This window comes from Actinomycetospora sp. CA-053990 (genome assembly GCF_050948445.1).
GTDB classification, from domain to species: Bacteria; Actinomycetota; Actinomycetes; order Mycobacteriales; family Pseudonocardiaceae; genus Actinomycetospora; species Actinomycetospora callitridis.
In genome coordinates this window covers 2,626,709-2,642,700 of record NZ_CP192043.1, presented here as the reverse complement: position 1 = coordinate 2,642,700, position 15,992 = coordinate 2,626,709, and the positions used below count along the sequence as shown (strand labels likewise).

Annotated in this window: 19 protein-coding genes and 1 pseudogene; 11 read left to right on the top strand and 9 right to left on the bottom strand. The window is 74.8% G+C overall.

Going from position 1 to position 15,992, the window contains the following annotated elements; all coding sequences use genetic code 11:
- Positions 1–3 precede the first annotated feature (3 nt).
- The 3 genes and pseudogenes from ACQPYN_RS13500 to ACQPYN_RS13490 all read right to left on the bottom strand — a co-directional run.
- Positions 4–750 (bottom strand): MBL fold metallo-hydrolase, encoded by a 747-nt coding sequence (locus ACQPYN_RS13500; RefSeq protein ID WP_433037635.1) that lies wholly within the window; start codon positions 748–750, stop codon positions 4–6.
- Positions 747–1,358 carry an alpha/beta hydrolase gene (locus tag ACQPYN_RS13495; RefSeq protein WP_433038873.1) on the bottom strand — a complete coding sequence of 204 codons (612 nt, stop codon included), beginning with the start codon at positions 1,356–1,358 and terminating at the stop codon, positions 747–749. The genes ACQPYN_RS13500 and ACQPYN_RS13495 overlap by 4 nt, the downstream gene beginning before the upstream one ends.
- 8 nt (positions 1,359–1,366) lie before the next feature.
- Positions 1,367–1,414, bottom strand: a pseudogene (locus ACQPYN_RS13490) (hypothetical protein); the annotation flags it as partial.
- Positions 1,415–1,429: 15 nt separating this feature from the next.
- On the opposite strand from ACQPYN_RS13490, the gene ACQPYN_RS13485 reads away from it, so the two are divergent.
- A complete protein-coding gene (locus tag ACQPYN_RS13485) occupies positions 1,430–1,978 on the top strand; it encodes a hypothetical protein (RefSeq protein WP_433039192.1) in 549 nt (182 codons plus the stop codon).
- Positions 1,979–2,094: 116 nt separating this feature from the next.
- Here ACQPYN_RS13485 and ACQPYN_RS13480 read toward each other — a convergent pair whose 3' ends face one another.
- A complete protein-coding gene (locus ACQPYN_RS13480; protein WP_433037633.1) occupies positions 2,095–2,904 on the bottom strand; it encodes a tryptophan-rich sensory protein in 810 nt (269 codons plus the stop codon).
- A gap of 68 nt (positions 2,905–2,972) precedes the next feature.
- Here ACQPYN_RS13480 and ACQPYN_RS13475 point away from each other — a divergent pair, with 68 nt between their 5' ends.
- Together ACQPYN_RS13475 and ACQPYN_RS13470 are read left to right on the top strand one after the other, a co-directional pair.
- A complete protein-coding gene (locus ACQPYN_RS13475; RefSeq protein ID WP_433037631.1) occupies positions 2,973–3,446 on the top strand; it encodes a MarR family transcriptional regulator in 474 nt (157 codons plus the stop codon).
- A gap of 32 nt (positions 3,447–3,478) precedes the next feature.
- Positions 3,479–4,288 (top strand): hypothetical protein, encoded by an 810-nt coding sequence (locus ACQPYN_RS13470; protein ID WP_433037629.1) that lies wholly within the window; start codon positions 3,479–3,481, stop codon positions 4,286–4,288.
- A 135-nt stretch (positions 4,289–4,423) separates the two neighbouring features.
- Here the strand turns inward: ACQPYN_RS13470 and ACQPYN_RS13465 are convergent, their stop codons facing one another.
- The 3 genes from ACQPYN_RS13465 to ACQPYN_RS13455 form a co-directional block, all read right to left on the bottom strand.
- Positions 4,424–5,494, bottom strand: coding sequence for a protein kinase domain-containing protein (locus ACQPYN_RS13465; RefSeq protein ID WP_433037627.1), 1,071 nt, complete (start codon positions 5,492–5,494; stop codon positions 4,424–4,426).
- The gene (locus ACQPYN_RS13460; protein WP_433037625.1) at positions 5,491–6,054 is read right to left on the bottom strand and encodes a hypothetical protein; all 564 of its coding nucleotides are present in this window, start codon (positions 6,052–6,054) and stop codon (positions 5,491–5,493) included. The genes ACQPYN_RS13465 and ACQPYN_RS13460 overlap by 4 nt, the downstream gene beginning before the upstream one ends.
- A 126-nt stretch (positions 6,055–6,180) precedes the next feature.
- Complete coding sequence (locus ACQPYN_RS13455; RefSeq protein WP_433037623.1) at positions 6,181–7,878, bottom strand: L-lactate permease; 1,698 nt, start codon at positions 7,876–7,878, stop codon at positions 6,181–6,183.
- A 169-nt stretch (positions 7,879–8,047) separates the two neighbouring features.
- On the opposite strand from ACQPYN_RS13455, the gene ACQPYN_RS13450 reads away from it, so the two are divergent.
- Positions 8,048–9,532 carry a peptide MFS transporter gene (locus ACQPYN_RS13450; protein WP_433037621.1) on the top strand — a complete coding sequence of 495 codons (1,485 nt, stop codon included), beginning with the start codon at positions 8,048–8,050 and terminating at the stop codon, positions 9,530–9,532.
- Between the two features lie 11 nt (positions 9,533–9,543).
- On the opposite strand, the gene ACQPYN_RS13445 is transcribed toward ACQPYN_RS13450, so the two are convergent.
- Positions 9,544–10,251 (bottom strand): VC0807 family protein, encoded by a 708-nt coding sequence (locus ACQPYN_RS13445; protein WP_433037619.1) that lies wholly within the window; start codon positions 10,249–10,251, stop codon positions 9,544–9,546.
- A 91-nt stretch (positions 10,252–10,342) separates the two neighbouring features.
- On the opposite strand from ACQPYN_RS13445, the gene ACQPYN_RS13440 reads away from it, so the two are divergent.
- The 4 genes from ACQPYN_RS13440 to sigJ all read left to right on the top strand — a co-directional run bounded on the left by ACQPYN_RS13440 (position 10,343) and on the right by sigJ (position 12,462).
- Positions 10,343–10,990: a hypothetical protein gene (locus ACQPYN_RS13440; protein WP_433037617.1), complete on the top strand. Its 648-nt coding sequence runs from the start codon at positions 10,343–10,345 to the stop codon at positions 10,988–10,990.
- 92 nt (positions 10,991–11,082) lie between these two features.
- Positions 11,083–11,322, top strand: a complete 240-nt coding sequence (locus ACQPYN_RS13435; protein WP_433038871.1) for a transcriptional regulator — start codon at positions 11,083–11,085, stop codon at positions 11,320–11,322.
- Between the two features lie 64 nt (positions 11,323–11,386).
- A complete protein-coding gene (locus tag ACQPYN_RS13430; RefSeq protein WP_433037615.1) occupies positions 11,387–11,572 on the top strand; it encodes a hypothetical protein in 186 nt (61 codons plus the stop codon).
- Positions 11,569–12,462 carry an RNA polymerase sigma factor SigJ gene (gene sigJ / locus ACQPYN_RS13425; protein ID WP_433037614.1) on the top strand — a complete coding sequence of 298 codons (894 nt, stop codon included), beginning with the start codon at positions 11,569–11,571 and terminating at the stop codon, positions 12,460–12,462. The genes ACQPYN_RS13430 and sigJ overlap by 4 nt, the downstream gene beginning before the upstream one ends.
- Here sigJ and ACQPYN_RS13420 read toward each other — a convergent pair.
- Entirely contained in the window at positions 12,425–13,033 is a 609-nt protein-coding gene (locus ACQPYN_RS13420; RefSeq protein WP_433037612.1) for a carboxymuconolactone decarboxylase family protein, read from the bottom strand. The genes sigJ and ACQPYN_RS13420 overlap by 38 nt on opposite strands.
- A 77-nt stretch (positions 13,034–13,110) precedes the next feature.
- On the opposite strand from ACQPYN_RS13420, the gene ACQPYN_RS13415 reads away from it, so the two are divergent.
- The 3 genes from ACQPYN_RS13415 (at position 13,111) to ACQPYN_RS13405 (ending at position 15,982) form a co-directional block, all read left to right on the top strand.
- Positions 13,111–14,268 carry an acyl-CoA dehydrogenase family protein gene (locus tag ACQPYN_RS13415; protein ID WP_433037610.1) on the top strand — a complete coding sequence of 386 codons (1,158 nt, stop codon included), beginning with the start codon at positions 13,111–13,113 and terminating at the stop codon, positions 14,266–14,268.
- Positions 14,269–14,793: 525 nt separating this feature from the next.
- The gene (locus tag ACQPYN_RS13410) at positions 14,794–15,504 is read left to right on the top strand and encodes an acetyl-CoA hydrolase/transferase C-terminal domain-containing protein (protein WP_433037608.1); all 711 of its coding nucleotides are present in this window, start codon (positions 14,794–14,796) and stop codon (positions 15,502–15,504) included.
- A 109-nt stretch (positions 15,505–15,613) separates the two neighbouring features.
- Positions 15,614–15,982: a hypothetical protein gene (locus tag ACQPYN_RS13405; protein WP_433037606.1), complete on the top strand. Its 369-nt coding sequence runs from the start codon at positions 15,614–15,616 to the stop codon at positions 15,980–15,982.
- Positions 15,983–15,992 lie beyond the last annotated feature (10 nt).

The following is a 15,992-nucleotide window of genomic DNA, read 5'->3' as shown; positions in this document are numbered from 1 at the left end:
AGTTCACCACGTCCCTCCCGCGTCACGGGAGTGTGCGATCGCCACGGCCTGCTCGGGCGTGCCGTGCCAGGCGGGCCCGTGACCGGGCAGGAGCACGCCGGCGTCGAGCGGCGCCAGCGCGTCGAGGGCGACCCCGGCCCGGGCCGGGTCGTGGTCGAAGAACGCCGGCAGGCGCTGCGGTCCGGTCCGGGCGGTCGTCGGGTGGCCGGTGACCAGGGCGTCGCCGCTGACCAGCACCCCCGCCTCCGGGAGCAGGTAGGCGGTGTGGCCGCTGGTGTGCCCCGGGGTCGGCACGGGCAGCGGGGCGCCGGGCAGGTCGAGGGGCGCCTCGAGGGCGGTCGCGGTCGGGACGGCGACGGTCCGCAGTGCCCCGAGCCGCACGGCGTGGACCGCCCACGCGAGCACCCGCGGCCGCCAGGCGTGGCGGGCGACGTCGGCGGGACCCGCCTGCTCGACGACCTCGCGCCGGGCGTGGCGGACCTCGGCCGGGCCGGTGAGCACCGGGAACCCGGCACGCGCGGCCAGCGGCGCGAGCCCGCCGACGTGGTCGACGTGGGCGTGGGTGACCAGCGCGGCGACGACGTCGCCCGGCCCGCGGCCCACGGTGGCGAGGGACGCCTCGAGCGCCGGGGCGTCGCCCGGGTAGCCCCCGTCGATCACCGTCACGGCGTCCCCGTCGACGACGAGCACCCAGTTCACCGCGGACCCGCGCACGAGGTGCACGCCCGCGGCGACGGTCTCGACGATCACGGGGTGCGGACGCCGACGTGCTCGGCGAGGAAGGCGGCGACGGCGGGCCGGGTGGCCTGGGCGCCCGGGCTGCCGAAGGGGTAGTCGAAGACGTGGTCGGCGTGCGGCACCTCGACCAGACGGCCGGGGACCCCGGCGTCGCGCAGGGCGCGGTCGTAGGCCAGCACGCGGTCGGGGAAGACGAAGTGGTCTGCCGAGCCGAGGACCACGAGCGTCGGCGGGAGGCCGGGGCGGACGAGGTCGACGGGTGACGAGGCGCGGGTCTGCTCGGGGTACTGCGCCGCCCGGCCGCCGAGCACGGCGTCCTGCAGCGACCGGTCGACCAGGCGCAGGTCGGTCGCTGGGTAGTAGGCGACGACGGCGCGGGGTGTCGGCGCTCCCGGGAGGTCGCCGTCGAGGATCCCCGCAGTCGTGCTGATCGCGAGCGTCGCGCCGGCGGACTGGCCGGCGAGGACGACGCGGTCCGGGTCGAGGTCCTCCTCGGCGGCGTGCGCGACGGCCCAGGCCGCCGCGGCCGCGACGTCGCGCCGCTGTCCCTCGCCGACGGGCGACGGGGCGGCAGGCGGTACTCGACGCTGACGACGGCGTGGCCCCGGTCGGCGAGCCAGCGGTTGAGCGCGGTGCGGTCGTCGCGCTCGCCGCGCACCCAGCTGCCGCCGTGCACCCAGACGACCACCGGGTGGGGGCCGGGGCCGGCGGGGCGGTAGAGGTCGAGGTGCAGCGGCCGGCCGAGCTCGTCGACCCCGTACTGCTCGGTGCGGTCCGGGCGCCCGTCGGGCTGGCCGGTGACGGTGAGCGCGGCCCACCAGTCGATGGCGGCCCCCTCGGCGCGGGCGGTGCGGGTCTGGTCGACGAGGACGGCGCCGAGCCCGACCGTCGCGACGAGGGCGAGCGCGCCGACGACGATCCCGGTGCGTGGAGAGCGCAGCGCCCAGGCCAGCCCGCCGAGCCCGACGCCGGCGAGCGCCGCCAGCGCGGCGTGCAGGGGGTACTGGCCGGTGACGAACGACCCGAGGAACCCGATCACCGGGAGCCGCGGGGCGTAGCTGCCGACGGCCACGAACAGCACCGTGGCGAGCCAGACCACGCCGACCACGCGCACCAGCCACACCAGCACCCGGTGCCCTCCTCGCCCGCGCCCGACCTCGATCACCTCATCACCCGCGCCGTCCCCTGTCGCAGCGAGCGTCCTGTTCGCTGCGTCTACGTGCGCGGGGTCCTGAGGTGATCGGTCGGCGGGCTGAGGTCTCGCTCACGGCCCGGGACACTCATGATCGAGGGGGATCTACTGACGTTGAGTGCCAGCGTGGACGCAGGGCTGGCACACCCCGTGCGCCAAACGGCTCAGCCGAAGGCGGCGGGGACGCGGCGCCCGGGCGGGGCGGTGAGGACCCGGCGGACCAGGACCGCGACGACCGCCACCAGCGCCACGAGGGCCGCCACCACCACGGCCAGGGGCGGGCCCATGACCACGATCGCCCCGAGCGCCCAGACCACCGAGACCGCGTAGGGCAGCGCGGCGGCGCCCCGGGCCACGACGGCCGCGGCGATCGCGCCGGTGACCAGCAGGATCAGCGCCCCGAGGACGGTCGCGACGCCGCCCTCGCCCGGTGCGCCGAGGAAGGTGCCGGTGGTGGCCGCGCCGACCACGGTCGCGACGCTCACCCAGCCCGCATACAGGCCGACGGGGCCGTGGAGCATCAGCCGGTCGGCGGCGTCGGCCGCGGGGTGCGCGGTGAGGCGGGCCATGGCGACGGCGAGCACCACGAGCAGCGCGACGATGATCACCTGGGCGAGCACGACCGCCTGCGCGGAGAAGGCGAGGATCCAGCCGGTGTTGAAGACCCCCGAGGCCACGAGCCACCAGCCCGTCGCCCGGTGCACGGGCCGCGACGGCTGGCCGGGCAGCACCTGGCGCACGGCGAGCAGCAGGATGCCCGCGTAGATCACACCCCAGATCGAGAAGGCCGCGGGCACCGGCATGACGACGGTGGTGTTCTCGCGGGCGACGACGCCGACCGACAGGCCGAACGCCCCCGAGCCGCCGAGCCCGCCGGCCACGATCTGCAGCAGCGCGACCAGCAGCAGGGCGCCGGCCCGCACACGGTCACCCACGGTGGCCCTCGTCGTCGGGCCGGCCACGGTCGCGGTCATGAGCTATCCCTCCATCGTCGAACCTCTCGATGGTGGAGATTACCCGGATCGCCGCTAACATGCACGGTGTGACGGAGGCCGGTCGGCGCGAGCTGGTGGAGCTCCTGCAGGACTACGCCGACGAGGCCGGCCGGCTCGGCCACGCGTTCGCGGCCGGCCAGGGGCTGCACCGCACCGACGCCCAGGCCCTGCTCGCCGTCCTGCGGGCGGAGCGGGCGGGCGCCGCGCTGACCCCGGGGCGCCTCGGCGAGGAGGTCGGGCTCTCCTCGGGGGCGACGACGGCCGCGGTCGACCGCCTCGAGCGCCTCGGCCACCTGCACCGCGTGCGCGACGAGGTCGACCGCCGCCGCGTGACGCTGCACCACGACGCAGCCGGCGCCGACGTCGGGCGCGCGTTCTTCGGTCCGCTCGCGTCGCGGCTCGACGGCGTCCTCGCCGGCTACACGCCCGACGAACTGGCCGTGATCCATCGTTTCCTCGCAGAGGTCGTGGCCGCGGTCACCGAGCACCGCGCCGACATGTCCGAGGGAGGGCCGTCCTGAGCTCGCCGCTGGCCGCGCGCGCCCGTCTCGGGGTGGTGGCCGTCGTCGTCCTGGCGGTGCTCGCGCTCGTCGTCACGCTCGTCGTCGTGCTCTCGGACAGCGAGATCACCGCGAACCCGCGCTGCACGATCACGGCGCCGCCCGACTCCCCCGGCCTGCCCACCTCCTGGACGCTCACCCCGGATCAGGCCGACAGCGCCGCGACGATCGTCGGCGTCGGCCGCAGCCTCGGGGTGCCGGACCGCGCGGTGACCGTGGCGCTCGCGACCGCGATCCAGGAGTCGGGGCTCGCGAACCTGCGCGGCGGCGACCGCGACTCCCTCGGCCTGTTCCAGCAGCGCCCGAGCCAGGGCTGGGGGTCCGAGGACGAGATCCTCGACCCCGTCTACAGCGCCACCGCGTTCTACACCGCGCTCGTGCAGGTCCCCGGCTGGACGACCATGGACGTCACCGTCGCCGCGCAAACCGTGCAGCGCAGCGGCTTCCCCGAGGCCTACGCCGACCACGAGCCCGAGGCGCGCCTCATGGCCGTCGCCCTGCTCGGGCAGGCGCCGGGGGCGTGGACGTGTGTCGACCTCCCGGCCACCCCGCCCGCCGACCCGGGCACCGGCGCGGTCGCGGAGCTGGCCACCCGCGAGCTCGGGACCTCGCGGCTCTCCGGCGCGCAGCCCGCGGAGAACGGGTGGGCGCTGGCCACCTGGCTCGTCGCCCACGGCGAGCGTCTCGCGCTCGAGAGCGTCACCTACGACGGGCGGACGTGGACGGTCGCGTCGGGGGCGTGGGCGTCGTCGGGCCCGGCCGACGGCCGGCTGTCGCTGCGCCGGATCGGGCAGCCGGCCTGAGGTGCCGGCCTGAGGTGCCGACCTGCACGTGATCACCAGGTCGAAACGCACCTCCGAAGACGTCGGTGGAGTGCTTCTCAGCCTGGTGATCAACGGTCGGGCGTCGTGATCCCGGCTCCAGGGAGGTCGGGGAGATCACCGCGCGAGCAGCAGGAACCCCGCGCCGACGAGGACGAGCACCGCGAGCACGACGAGGGTGATCCCGATCCGCCGCACGGCCGACCACGGTTCGTGCTCGCCCGCGCTCGGCCCCTCGTCGGGGACGTCCTGCGGCCGCGTCGCCGGGACACGACCGCCGCCGGGAGCGGAGCCGGAGCCCCGGTCCCGCGTCGTGATCACGTCGGTGCGCACGGTGGGGTCCGGGGCGGCGAAGCGGCGCAGGTCGTCGGCGAGCTCGCGGGCGTCGTGGTGGCGCATCGTCGGCTCGAGGGCCATGGCGCGCAGCACGAGGGCGTCGAGGTCGGGCGAGATGTCGCGCACGTACCGCCGGGGCGGGACGGGCGACTCGCGCAGCCGCTGGGACGCCACCTCCACCGAGCTCGGACCCTGGAACGGGGTCCGGCCGGTGAGCAGCTCGTAGAGGGTGCAGCCGACGGCGTAGACGTCCGAGCGCCCGTCGAGCGCCTCGCAGCGCACCTGCTCGGGCGAGAGGTAGGCCGCGGTGCCCATGACGACGCCGGTGCCGGTGAAGCCCTCGACGTCCGCGACCTGCGCGATGCCGAAGTCCATCAGCTTCACGGTGCCGTCGCTGCAGCGCATGACGTTGCCCGGGTTGACGTCGCGGTGCACGATCCCGCGGTCGTGGGCGGCGGCGAGCGCCTCGCACACCGGCACCAGCACCGCCGCGGCCTGGTCCGGCTCGAAGCGGCCGCGTTCGCGGAGCTCGTCGCGCAGCGTGCGTCCCTCGACGCACTCCATGACGACGAAGACCTCGGACCCGCCGGAGAACCCGACGTCGTGCACGGCGACGACGTGCGGGTGGTCGATCACGGCGGCCGCGCGGGCCTCGTCCCGCAGCCGCCCTCCGTACTCGGCGTCGCCGCGGAGCTCGGCCGGCAGCAGCTTCACCGCGACGGTGCGCCCGAGCTCGCGGTCGACCGCGCGGTGGACCTCGGCCATCCCGCCGCGCCCGATCAGGCCCTGCAGCTCGTAGCGGTTGCCGAGCACGCGCGCCGTGCCCGCGTCCTCCCCCACGTCCGCGCTCACATCCGCCGCGTCCGTGCCGCGTCGCCGCCCCCGAGCAGGGCGTCGAACAGGTAGCGGTTGTCGACCATCGCCTGGCGCATGTCCTCGGTGTCGGCGCGGCCCTCCTCGACCTCGGTCGAGGTGCGGTGGGCGGCGCGGTAGCGCTCGACGAGGTCGGGGTGGTCCACCGAGATCATCTTGGCGCGCTCCTCGAAGCGCTCGACCGGATAGCCCCGCTCGCGCATCACCTGCTGGACGAGCAGGTCGGCGTCGCGCAGCCCGGTCGACGGGTGCTCGACGAACGTCGACTGCGCCGCCTCCCAGGCCTGACCGAAGCGGTCGCGCTCGTCGCCGCCGAGCTCGCGCACCTCGATCTCGCGGCGCCGCTTGAGCCGCGCCCGCAGCTCGCGCTCGCCGTTGCTCGTCCCGTACTCGTCCACCACACGGTCGTACTCGTCGCCGAACTGACTGCGCAGCGCCGCGCGGCGCGATCGCGAGCGGCTGCGCGAGACGACGACGAGCACGATCCCGAGGATCAGCACCAGTACAGCGACCCCGACGATGATCAGGACCGGATCCATGCCACCCCTCCGTGCGCCAGCTCGGTATCGCTGACGATCAAACCATCGGGTGCCCAGCAGACCCCGGCGAGGAGCACCGTTCGGGTGACGAGTCGCCGAGCGGTTCTCCCTCGTTACTCCGTGCGATCAGCCGCTCACGACCATCCAGCTCAGCACCGGGGTCGACTGGAGGTACACGAGGACGCACATGCCCGCGAGGAACACGAGGCTCCACAACAGCACCTTGCGGAGGATCTCCCCTTCGCGACCGCTCATGGCCACCGCCGACGCCGCGATCGCCAGGTTCTGCGGCGAGATCATCTTGCCGAGCACGCCGCCGGAGCTGTTGGCCGCGGCCAGCAGGATCGGATCGAGTCCTGCGCCCCGCGCCGCCGTGACCTGGAGCGCGCCGAACAGCGAGTTCGCCGACGTGTCCGAACCCGTGACCGCGACGCCGAGCCAGCCCAGCACCGGCGAGAGCACCGCGAAGAAGCCGCCGGTGCCCGCCAGCAGGCCGCCGAGGGTCAGCGTCTGGCCCGACGTGTTCATGACGTAGGCCAGGGCCAGCACGGCCATGACGGTGACGATCGCGGTGCGCAGCTGCACCAGGGTGCGCCAGTACGCGGTGAGCGCGGCGCCGGGCCGCAGCCGCAGCACGATCGCCGTGAGGATGCCGGCGATGAGCAGGATCGTGCCCGCGGCCTCGAGCCAGTTCAGGTTGAACGTCTGCGTGGAGACCGGCTTCCCGGCCTCGGTGACCACGTTGAGCCCCGGCCAGCTGAACTTCGTCGTCGTGGCGCCGAGCGCGTCGTCCACCGCCGGGATCTGCTGGATGGAGAACAGCGCGATGATGATCAGGTAGGGCACGTAGGCGAGGACCGTGTCGCGCCGGCTGTCCCGATGGTGATCGTCGTGGGCGGCCCCCTCCGGAGCCTGCGGCGTCCCGGGCTCGTCCCCGGTGCCTCCGCCTCCGGAGCCCACGGTCACGGGCTCGCGGGTGTCGGACGAGGCGTCGGCGCCGACCATCACGTGGCGCGGCGGGCGGATGCGCACGAGCAGCACCACCGCGCCCGCGGCGAGCAGCGCCGCGACGATGTCGGTGAGCGCGAGCGAGAAGTAGTTCGAGGTCACGAACTGGGCGACCCCGAAGACGAGGCCCGCGACCAGCGCCACCGGCCACGTCTCCCGGATGCCCTTCCACCCGTCGACGAGCCCCACGAGCACGAAGGGCACGAACACGGCGAGGATCGGGGTCTGGCGCCCGACCATGGCGCCGAGGGCGTCCTCGGGCAGGCCGGTCACCTGGGCCAGCGTGGTGATCGGGACGGCGATGGCCCCGAAGGCGACGGGTGCGGTGTTGGCGACGAGCGCCACCACCGCGGCCTTGAGCGGGCTGAAGCGCAGGGCGATGAGCATGACGGTGCAGATCGCGACCGGGGTGCCGAAGCCCGCCAGCGCCTCGAGCAGCGCGCCGAAGCAGAACGCGATGATCACGGCCTGCACGCGCTGGTCGTCCGAGACCGAGCCGAACGAGCGCCGCAGCACGTCGAAGTGTCCGGTCACGACCGTCATCTGGTAGATCCACAGCGCGTTGATGACGATCCAGAGGATCGGGAAGAAGCCGAAGACCGCGCCCTCGGTGCCGGCGAGCAGCGCCTGCCCGACGGGCATGCCGTAGGCGAGGATCGCGACGAGCAGCGCGACCGCGAGCCCGATCAGCGAGGCGAGCCAGGCGCGCACGCGCAGACCGCCCAGCAGCACGAACAGGGTCAGCAGCGGGAGCACCGCGACCAGCGAGCTCCAGACGAGCGAGCCGCCCAACGGGGTGTCGTTCTGGATGTACACGAGCCCACCTCCCGCGCCCGCCCGACCGCCGTGCCGAGCGTGGTGGCGCAGAGTGCCCCTTTCGTGTCCGTCTGTCGACACGAAGCGCGGAGAGAGGCCGAAAGGCGCAGGTGTTGCGGTCGGACGACGCATCTGGCGGTCGCGCTCCGCAAGGAGGACCCTGCACGCCGTGACCCCGACTCCAGCGACCGGGACCCCGTCGGCCGACTCCGGGCCCTCCACCGACCGTCGCTTCTTCGGCCACCCGCTCGCGCTGGGCAGCCTGTTCTCGGTCGAGCTGTGGGAACGCTTCTCGTTCTACGGGATGCAGACCGTCATGGCGTACTACCTGTACTACGCCGTGACCGAGGGCGGGCTCGGTTTCCCCGAGGCCTCCGCGACCAGCATCATCGGCGCCTACGGCGGGCTGGTGTACCTCGCGGCCGTGGTCGGGGCCTGGGTGGCCGACCGGCTGCTCGGCGCCGAGCGCACGCTGTTCGTCTCGGCGATCACGGTGATGGTCGGGCACGTCGCGCTCGCGGTGCTGCCCGGCGTCGCCGGCGTCGTGGTCGGCCTCGTGCTGGTGGCGCTCGGCAGCGGTGGGGTGAAGACGTCGGCGACCACCGTCGTCGGCTCGCTCTACGCCCGCGACGACCCGCGCGCCGACGCGGGGTTCTCGATCTTCTACATGGGCATCAACATCGGCGCCCTCATCGGCCCGCTGCTCACGGGACTCACCCAGGAGCTCGCCGGCTTCCACTGGGCGTTCGGCCTCGCGGCCATCGGCATGGCGGTCGGCCTCACGATCTACGCCCTCGGCCGGCGCGGCCTGCCCTCGAGCGCCGCCGCCGTCCCCGACCCGCTGCCCGCGGGCGCCTGGCTGCGGCCGGCCCTGGGCGTCGTGGTGGTCGTCGCACTCGTCGTCGCCGGCTTCGCCACGGGCGTCCTGACCGCGGCGAACCTCTCGACGGCCGTCGCCATCGTCGTCGCGCTGATCTCGATCGGGATCTTCGCGATCATGCTGACCAGCCCGAAGGTCGACGGCGACGAGCGCAGCCGCGTGCGGGCGTTCATCCCGATGTGGCTGGGCAGCGTGGTGTTCTGGTCGCTGTTCCAGCAGCAGTTCACCGTGGTCACGCTCTATTCCGACACACGTCTGGACCGGAACCTTTTCGGTTGGGAGTTCCCGGTCAACTGGCCGAACTCGATCCAGCCGTTCTGGGTCATCGTGCTCGCCCCGCTCTTCGCGCTGATGTGGACGAAGCTCGGCGACCGCGCGCCGTCGACGCCGGTGAAGTTCGCCCTCGGCGCGACCGGGATGGGCATCGCCTACCTGCTCTTCCTGCCCTGGGCCGGCGGGACGGGCAACACCACGCCCGTGCTCGCGCTGGTGCTGATCCTCTTCGTCTTCACCCTCGCGGAGCTCAACCTCTCGCCGGTCGGGCTGTCGCTCTCGACCCGCGTCGGCCCCGCGGCGTTCCGCAACCTCACCGTCGCGCTGTTCTACCTGACGATCTCGCTGGGCTCGGCGCTCTCCGGCACGCTCGCGGGCTACTACACCCCCGAGAACGAGGGTGCCTACTTCGGCATCACCGGCGCCGCGGCCATCGTCCTCGGGCTCATCCTGTTCGCCCTCTCGCCGTGGATCCGGCGGGCGATGCGGGGCGTGCGTTAGGCCTGCAGGTGTCAGCGGCGTGGCGCCGCAGACGTTGAGCGTCCGATCAGGGGAGCACGCCGATCGGGCCACGCAGACGCTCGCGCCTCGCCCAGGCGCTGCAGCTCCCGGCCGTCGCGCGCCGACACGACGGTCGCCGGCGTGAGCAGGACCGGGATCGCCACGGTCGCGACGACGAGCGCGGCGCCCACGCGCTCGAGCGGGAACGCGTACACGATCACCACGCGCAGCACGCTCTCCACGAGCCACGTCGCGCCCCACACCGCGGTCATGCGACGCAGCAGGAACCGGAACCGCGGCACCTCCGCCCAGCCCGCGGCGAACCCGGCCGCCCCCTCGGGGTGGCGGGCCGCGGCCAGGGGCTCGAGGTAGCCGTAGAACAGCGGCCGCCCGCGCCGGCAGCTCGCGAGCATCACCGAGCCCACCACCGCGAACACGACCGACGCCTTCACGAGGAGCAGGCGGGGATCGTGCGTCACCAGCGTGAGCCCGAGACCGGCCGCGACCAGCAGCGCGACGAGCACCGTCTGCGCCGAGACCCGGCGCTCGCGCACCACGGTGACCACGAGCGTCACCACCGACACCGACCCGGCCCCGACCAGCGCCGGCACCGTCGCGACCCCGCCCAGGCGCAGCACGCCGAACACCGCCAGCGGGCCGCCGACGTCCACCAGCACCGGCGCCGCCGACCGCAGCACGCCCCGCGTCCGCTCCTCCATGCCGACCTCCCCGGTCTTGTCGCCGAGAACTTTGCATGACAAACTCGTCGTCACGCAAGACCGATCCGGGGAGCAGACCGAGGAGCACGCCATGGCCGCGTCACCGACGCACGAACCCACCCACGAGCCCGACCGCCCCCTGTCGCCCGCCGAGTCGCTGAACCTCATGGAGGAGCAGGGACGACGGACCCGGGCGGACCTGCGCCCCGATCCGCTCGGGATCTTCCTGCCCTGGGGTCTCGCGTATCTGGTCGCGTTCGGCGCGGTGTGGCTGACGGTCGGGCCCGGGGTGCTGCCGCCGCTCGTCACGACGGTCGTCGTCGCCCTCGCGTTCGTCCTCGCCCTGTCCACCGTGGTGCTGACCACACGACGGACGTTCCGGGGCGTCGCCGGGCCCTCGCAGCGGGTCCGCGCGCTCTACGGGTGGAGCTGGCCGCTCGGCTTCGCGGTGCTGGGCGTCGCCAACAGCCAGCTCGTGGGCTACGGCGTGCCCGGGCCGGTCATCTCGCTGATCTGGTCGGGCTCGGCACTGATCGTGGTCGGGCTGCTGACGATCGCGGGCGGACTCCTGTGGCCGGGCAGCGGGCAGTACGCGCTCGGCGTGTGGATCCTCGTCTCCGCGGCCGCGAGCGTGGTCGTCGGCTACCCGGCGAACTTCCTGGTCCTGGCCCTCGCGGGCGGCGGCGGCTTCATCGTCCTGGCGATCGTGTCGCGGCGGCGGATGCGGCGGGGGGCGTGAGCACCGAGCAGCGGGACGACGCGGCCGCGGAGCAGGCAGCGGCGGTGCCCGACCTCGACCCCGTCATCCACGCCCAGGCCCGGCTGCGGGTGATGGTCGCGCTCGCGGCCCTCTCCCCCGACGACCGGATCACCTTCCCGCGCCTGCAGCAGCTGCTGGAGATGACGGCGGGGAACCTCTCGACGCACCTGCGCAAGCTCGAGGACGCCGGGTACGTCGAGGTCGCCAAGGCCCACCAGGGCCGCACACCCGTCACGTGGGTCGCCCTCACCGTCGCCGGACGGCGGGCGTTCGAGGACTACTCCGCGGTCGTCCGCGCGATGCTCGGCTGAGCGCGGACACCGGCGTTATCGTCGGGCCCCGACCCGACGAGGGATCTCGACGAGGGGGACGACGATGAGCGACGACGACGGCACGACGCCCCGCCGGCGTCTGCACATGCCGATCGACGACCGCATCCCGCCCGAGCAGTGGACCACCGAGCAGCCCTCGGGGCCGAGCCCGACGCAGGGCAACGAGGCGATGGCCGAGGAGCAGCGCCGTCGCCGGGAGATCGAGTACGGGGCGGGCGGCGGCGTGTGACCGCAGAGCCGCTCGCCGTCGAGGAGCACCGCGCCCACCTGCTCGCGATCGGCTACAGGCTCACCGGCTCGCGTGCCGACGCCGAGGACGCCGTGCAGGACGCGTGGCTGCGTTGGGACCGGCTCGGTGCCGACGGCCGCGCGCAGGTCCGCGACACCCGGGCGTGGCTGGCGACGGCCGTCGGGCGGCTCTGCCTGGACCGGGTCCGCTCGGCCCCGGCCCGCCGCGAGCGCTACGTCGGGCCGTGGCTCCCGGAGCCGCTGGTGACGACGGGGCCCGACGACGTGCTCGACGCCGTCGTGGCCCGCGAGGACGTGCGGATCGCGGCGCTGCTCGTCCTCGAGCGCCTCTCCCCCGACCAGCGCGTCGCCTTCGTCCTGCACGACACCGCCGGCGTGGGGTTCGACGACGTCGCCGACGTGCTCGGCTGCACGACGCCGACCGCCCGCCAGCTCGCCTCGCGGGCCCGGAAGGCGGTCGGCGCCGCGGCCGACGCCGGCGACCTGCCCGACGCCGTCCCGGAGCCCGAGCAGCGCCGCGTGCTCGACGCCCTGGTCGCGGCCCTGGCCGCGGGCGACGTGCCGGCGCTGGTCGCGGTGCTGCACCCGGACGCCGCGCTGCGCACCGACGGCGGCGGGATCGTCAAGGCCGCCCGGCGCATCGTGGTGGGCGCGGACAAGGTCGCGCGCCTGCTCGTCGCGCTGGTCCACGAGGCCGGGCCGGAGCTGCTGGCCGGGGCCCGGCCGGTGCTGGTCAACGGCGAGGCGGGCCTGCTCGTGCCCGCCGAGCCGGCCCCGATCGTCGTCGCCCTGACCGTCGACGGGGGCCGCGCCCTCGCCGTGCACGCGGTGCTCACCCCGGAGAAGGCCCCGCGGAAGACACCGCCCTGACCGGCGAGGTGGCCGGCACCTCGCAGGAGGCCGCGAAGCCCTGGGTGTGCAGCCCGAGGGCGAGGTTCATGCGGGCGCGCTGGTTCTCCACGGCGATCAGGTAGGTGAGCTCGACGAGCCCCGCGTGGCCGAGCCGGGTGTCGAGGTCGGCGACCTGGGCGTCGGTGACCGTCGGCGGCTGCGCGGTCATGGCGTCGGCGTAGGCGAGGATCGCGCGCTCGTCGTCGTCGAAGTCCGGGTCGTCGGGGGCTCCGTCGGCGGCGGCGCGACGCAGGTGGTCGCCGTCGAGACCCTGGCGCAGCCAGAGCATCTCCCCGAAGTCGACGCACCACGAGCAGCCGACCTGCGTGGCCGTGCGATAGACGGCGAGGTCACGGAACCGCGCCGGCAGGACCGTCGCGGCCCTCTCGGCGAGCGACTCGGCGATCGCCGACGTCCGGAACAGGCCGGGGTGGTGACGCAGCGCCCGGAACGGCTCCGGCACCTCGCCGAAGCGCCGGCGGGCGTAGGCGTAGGCGAGGCGGCCGAGGACGCCGGCGTCGCGGTCGGGGACGAGCGGGATGCGGGACATCGGGGGCCTCCGGGGGTGATCGGGCGCTGTCGGAGGAAGGACGGCGCAGCCGCACGGAACGTGACACCGTGAGCGCCATGGAGGCCGATGACTTCGCCGACGTCCTGTCCTCGGTGCGCGAGTTCGTGCGCGAGGAGGTGGTGCCGCGCGAGGACGAGATCGAGGCCGCCGACGAGGTGCCCGCCAAGCTGCGCGAGCAGTGCAAGGCGATGGGGCTCTACGGCTTCGCGATCCCCGAGGAGTTCGGGGGCATCGGGCTCTCGATGCGCGAGGAGGTCGAGCTCGCGATGGAGCTCGGCTGGACGACGCCGTCGCTGCGCTCGCTGTTCGGCACCAACAACGGCATCGCCGGGCAGGTGCTGCTCACCGGCGGCACCGCCGAGCAGCAGCAGGAGTGGCTGCCGCGCCTGGCCTCGGGCGAGGTCGTCGCGTCCTTCGCGCTCACCGAGCCCGACGCCGGGTCCGACCCGTCGTCGCTCACGACCAAGGCCGTGCGGGACGGCGACGAGTGGGTGATCACCGGTCAGAAGCGCTGGATCACCAACGCACCGCTGGCCGACGTGCTCATGGTCTTCGCGCGCACCGACGCGGAGGCCTCCCCGGCCAAGGGCATCTCGACCTTCCTCGTGCCCACCGACGCCGCCGGCGTCTCGTTCTCCGAGCACGACGCGAAGATGGGCCAGCGGGGGTCGTGGACGTGCGAGGTCTACCTCGACGACGTCCGCGTGCCGGCGGCGAACCTCGTCGGCGGCGACGAGGGCCTGCACCGCGGCTTCGTCACCGCCATGCGCTGCCTGGCCCACGGGCGGCTGCACATCGCCGCGCTGTGCATGGGCATGGCCGCACGGCTGGTGCACGAGACGACGGAGTTCGCGACGGTGCGCGAGCAGGGCGGGCACGCGATCGCGACCTACCAGCTCGTGCAGGGCCTCGTGGCCGACTCGGTGACCGACTGGCACGCCGGGCGGGCGCTGGTCCGTGAGGCGGCCAAGGCCTACGACGACGGCTCCGACACCACCCTCGGGCCGTCGACGGCGAAGTACTTCTGCTCCGAGGCCGTCGGGCGCATCGCCGACCGGGCGGTGCAGGTCCACGGCGGCTCGGGCTACATGCGCGGCGTGCCCGTCGAGCGCATGTACCGCGACGTGCGCCTGTTCCGGATCTACGAGGGCACGAGCCAGATCCAGCAGGTCATCATCGCCCGCGGGGTGCTGGGAAGCGCTGCGCGCACGTGAGTGACGTGGGTCGTCCTGACGACCCACATCACGCACGTGCGAAGCTTCGATCATGGCGCTCGACGGCGGCATCCTCGCCGGCCTGGTCCGCCCCGGCGCACGCATCGCCCTCGCGGACGGCTGCGGCAGCCCGCGCGCGGCGTACCCGCTGCTCTCGGCCCTGGCGCGCGAACGCGGGGACCTGCGGCTCGTCACCGGCTGGCTGCCCGGCCCCGCCGACGGGCTCGAGCTCGACGCCTTCGCCGACGCGCGCACCGTGATGCCGGGATGGGGCCTGCGGACCGCCGCCGAGGCGGGGCACATCCACGCCGTGCCCGCCCGGCTCGCGGCCATGCCCGCGCTGCTGGCGGGCCCGCTGCGCCCCGACGTGCTCGTGGTCGCCGCGGCGCCGGGGCCGGTCGGGGCGGTGCTGGGCGCCGAGGTGTCCTGGGTCCGCGCGGTGATCGACCTCGGCGTGCCGCTCGCCGTCGTCCTCGACCCCGAGCTCCCCGCGCCGCCGCCGGGCCGCCGCTGCCCGACGAGCAGGTGTTCGTGCTCGGCGAGGCGCCCGGCGGCCCGCACGCGCCGGCACCGGCGGCCACCCCGAGCGCCGAGCACGAGGCCATCGGCCGCCACGTCGCCGGCCTGCTCACCGACGGGGTGCGCCTGCAGTGGGCGCCCGGGACGCTCGGCGCGGCCGTGGTCGACGGGGTGCGCGCCGCCGGGGTCCGGGTGCATGCCGACTCCGGCCTGCTCGGCGACGGGGTGGTCACCCTCGACGAGGCGGGCCTGCTGCTCTCCGACCCCGTCGCCACCTACCTCGTCGGCACCCCCGCGCTCTACGCCTGGGCGGACGCCCGCGGGCGGGCCGGGCACCCGGTGGTGCACCGGATCGAGCACACCCACGAGCCCTCGCGGCTCGCCGCCGAGCCGCCGCTCATCGCGGTGAACACCGCGGTGGAGGTCGACCTCGACGGTCAGGTGAACGTCGAGGGCACCCGGAACGCCCTGGTCGGGGGCATCGGCGGGCATCCCGACTACGCGGCGGCGGCCGCCCGCTCGACGCGCGGGCTCTCGGTGATCGCGGTCGCGTCGCAGCACCGCGGCCGGTCGACGCGCGTCGAGCACCTGTCCCGCCCCGTGACGACCGCCGCGCACGACGTCGACGTCGTGGTCACCGAGCACGGGCCCGCCGACCTCCGCGGACTGGACCGCGCCGAGCGCCGCCGGGCCCTGGACGCGGTCTTCCCGGGCTGAGTGCGCGGGGCCCGCCCGCCGAGATCGTTCACGGCGGGACGACTCCCCCGCCCTAGGGTGGGTAGCCGGACGACGTCCGTCCACCTCGCCGACCTCCAGAGGACACCCCATGGCCGACGGCACGACCGCCCCCCGCCCGCACCTCGCCGCCGTGCCGGCCGAGGCCGCCACGCGCACGCCGGCCCTGCCGTCCGAGGAGGCCCAGCAGCCGTACGACGCCCCCGACCTGCTCGCCGCCCTCGACGCCGGGGACGAGGAGGCCGTCCGCGCCTGGTTCCGCGCGCACAGCCCGGACCCGGCGAGCCTGCTCGTCTACGGGCTCTACCTCGGCGCGGGGATCGCCGGGCTCATGGAGTGGCCCGCCGTCCTGCTGGGCGTGGTCGGGCAGGTCGTCATCGACCGGCGCTTCGGTGGCGTCGAGGCCCTCGCGGCCGAGCTGCGCGCGAAGCTCGACGGCGCGCTGCCCGCCCGGAGCTGACTCCGGCGCC

Bases quoted from the DNA above. Each gene is read 5' to 3' on its own strand.
- ACQPYN_RS13445 (WP_433037619.1), bottom strand. From the start codon at position 10,251: ATGGAGGAGCGGACGCGGGGCGTGCTGCGGTCGGCGGCGCCGGTGCTG.
- ACQPYN_RS13430 (WP_433037615.1), top strand. From the start codon at position 11,387: ATGAGCGACGACGACGGCACGACGCCCCGCCGGCGTCTGCACATGCCG.
- ACQPYN_RS13405 (WP_433037606.1), top strand. From the start codon at position 15,614: ATGGCCGACGGCACGACCGCCCCCCGCCCGCACCTCGCCGCCGTGCCG.
- ACQPYN_RS13480 (WP_433037633.1), bottom strand. From the start codon at position 2,904: ATGACCGCGACCGTGGCCGGCCCGACGACGAGGGCCACCGTGGGTGAC.
- ACQPYN_RS13435 (WP_433038871.1), top strand. From the start codon at position 11,083: ATGGTCGCGCTCGCGGCCCTCTCCCCCGACGACCGGATCACCTTCCCG.
- ACQPYN_RS13415 (WP_433037610.1), top strand. From the start codon at position 13,111: ATGGAGGCCGATGACTTCGCCGACGTCCTGTCCTCGGTGCGCGAGTTC.
- ACQPYN_RS13420 (WP_433037612.1), bottom strand. From the start codon at position 13,033: ATGTCCCGCATCCCGCTCGTCCCCGACCGCGACGCCGGCGTCCTCGGC.
- ACQPYN_RS13460 (WP_433037625.1), bottom strand. From the start codon at position 6,054: ATGGATCCGGTCCTGATCATCGTCGGGGTCGCTGTACTGGTGCTGATC.
- ACQPYN_RS13440 (WP_433037617.1), top strand. From the start codon at position 10,343: ATGGCCGCGTCACCGACGCACGAACCCACCCACGAGCCCGACCGCCCC.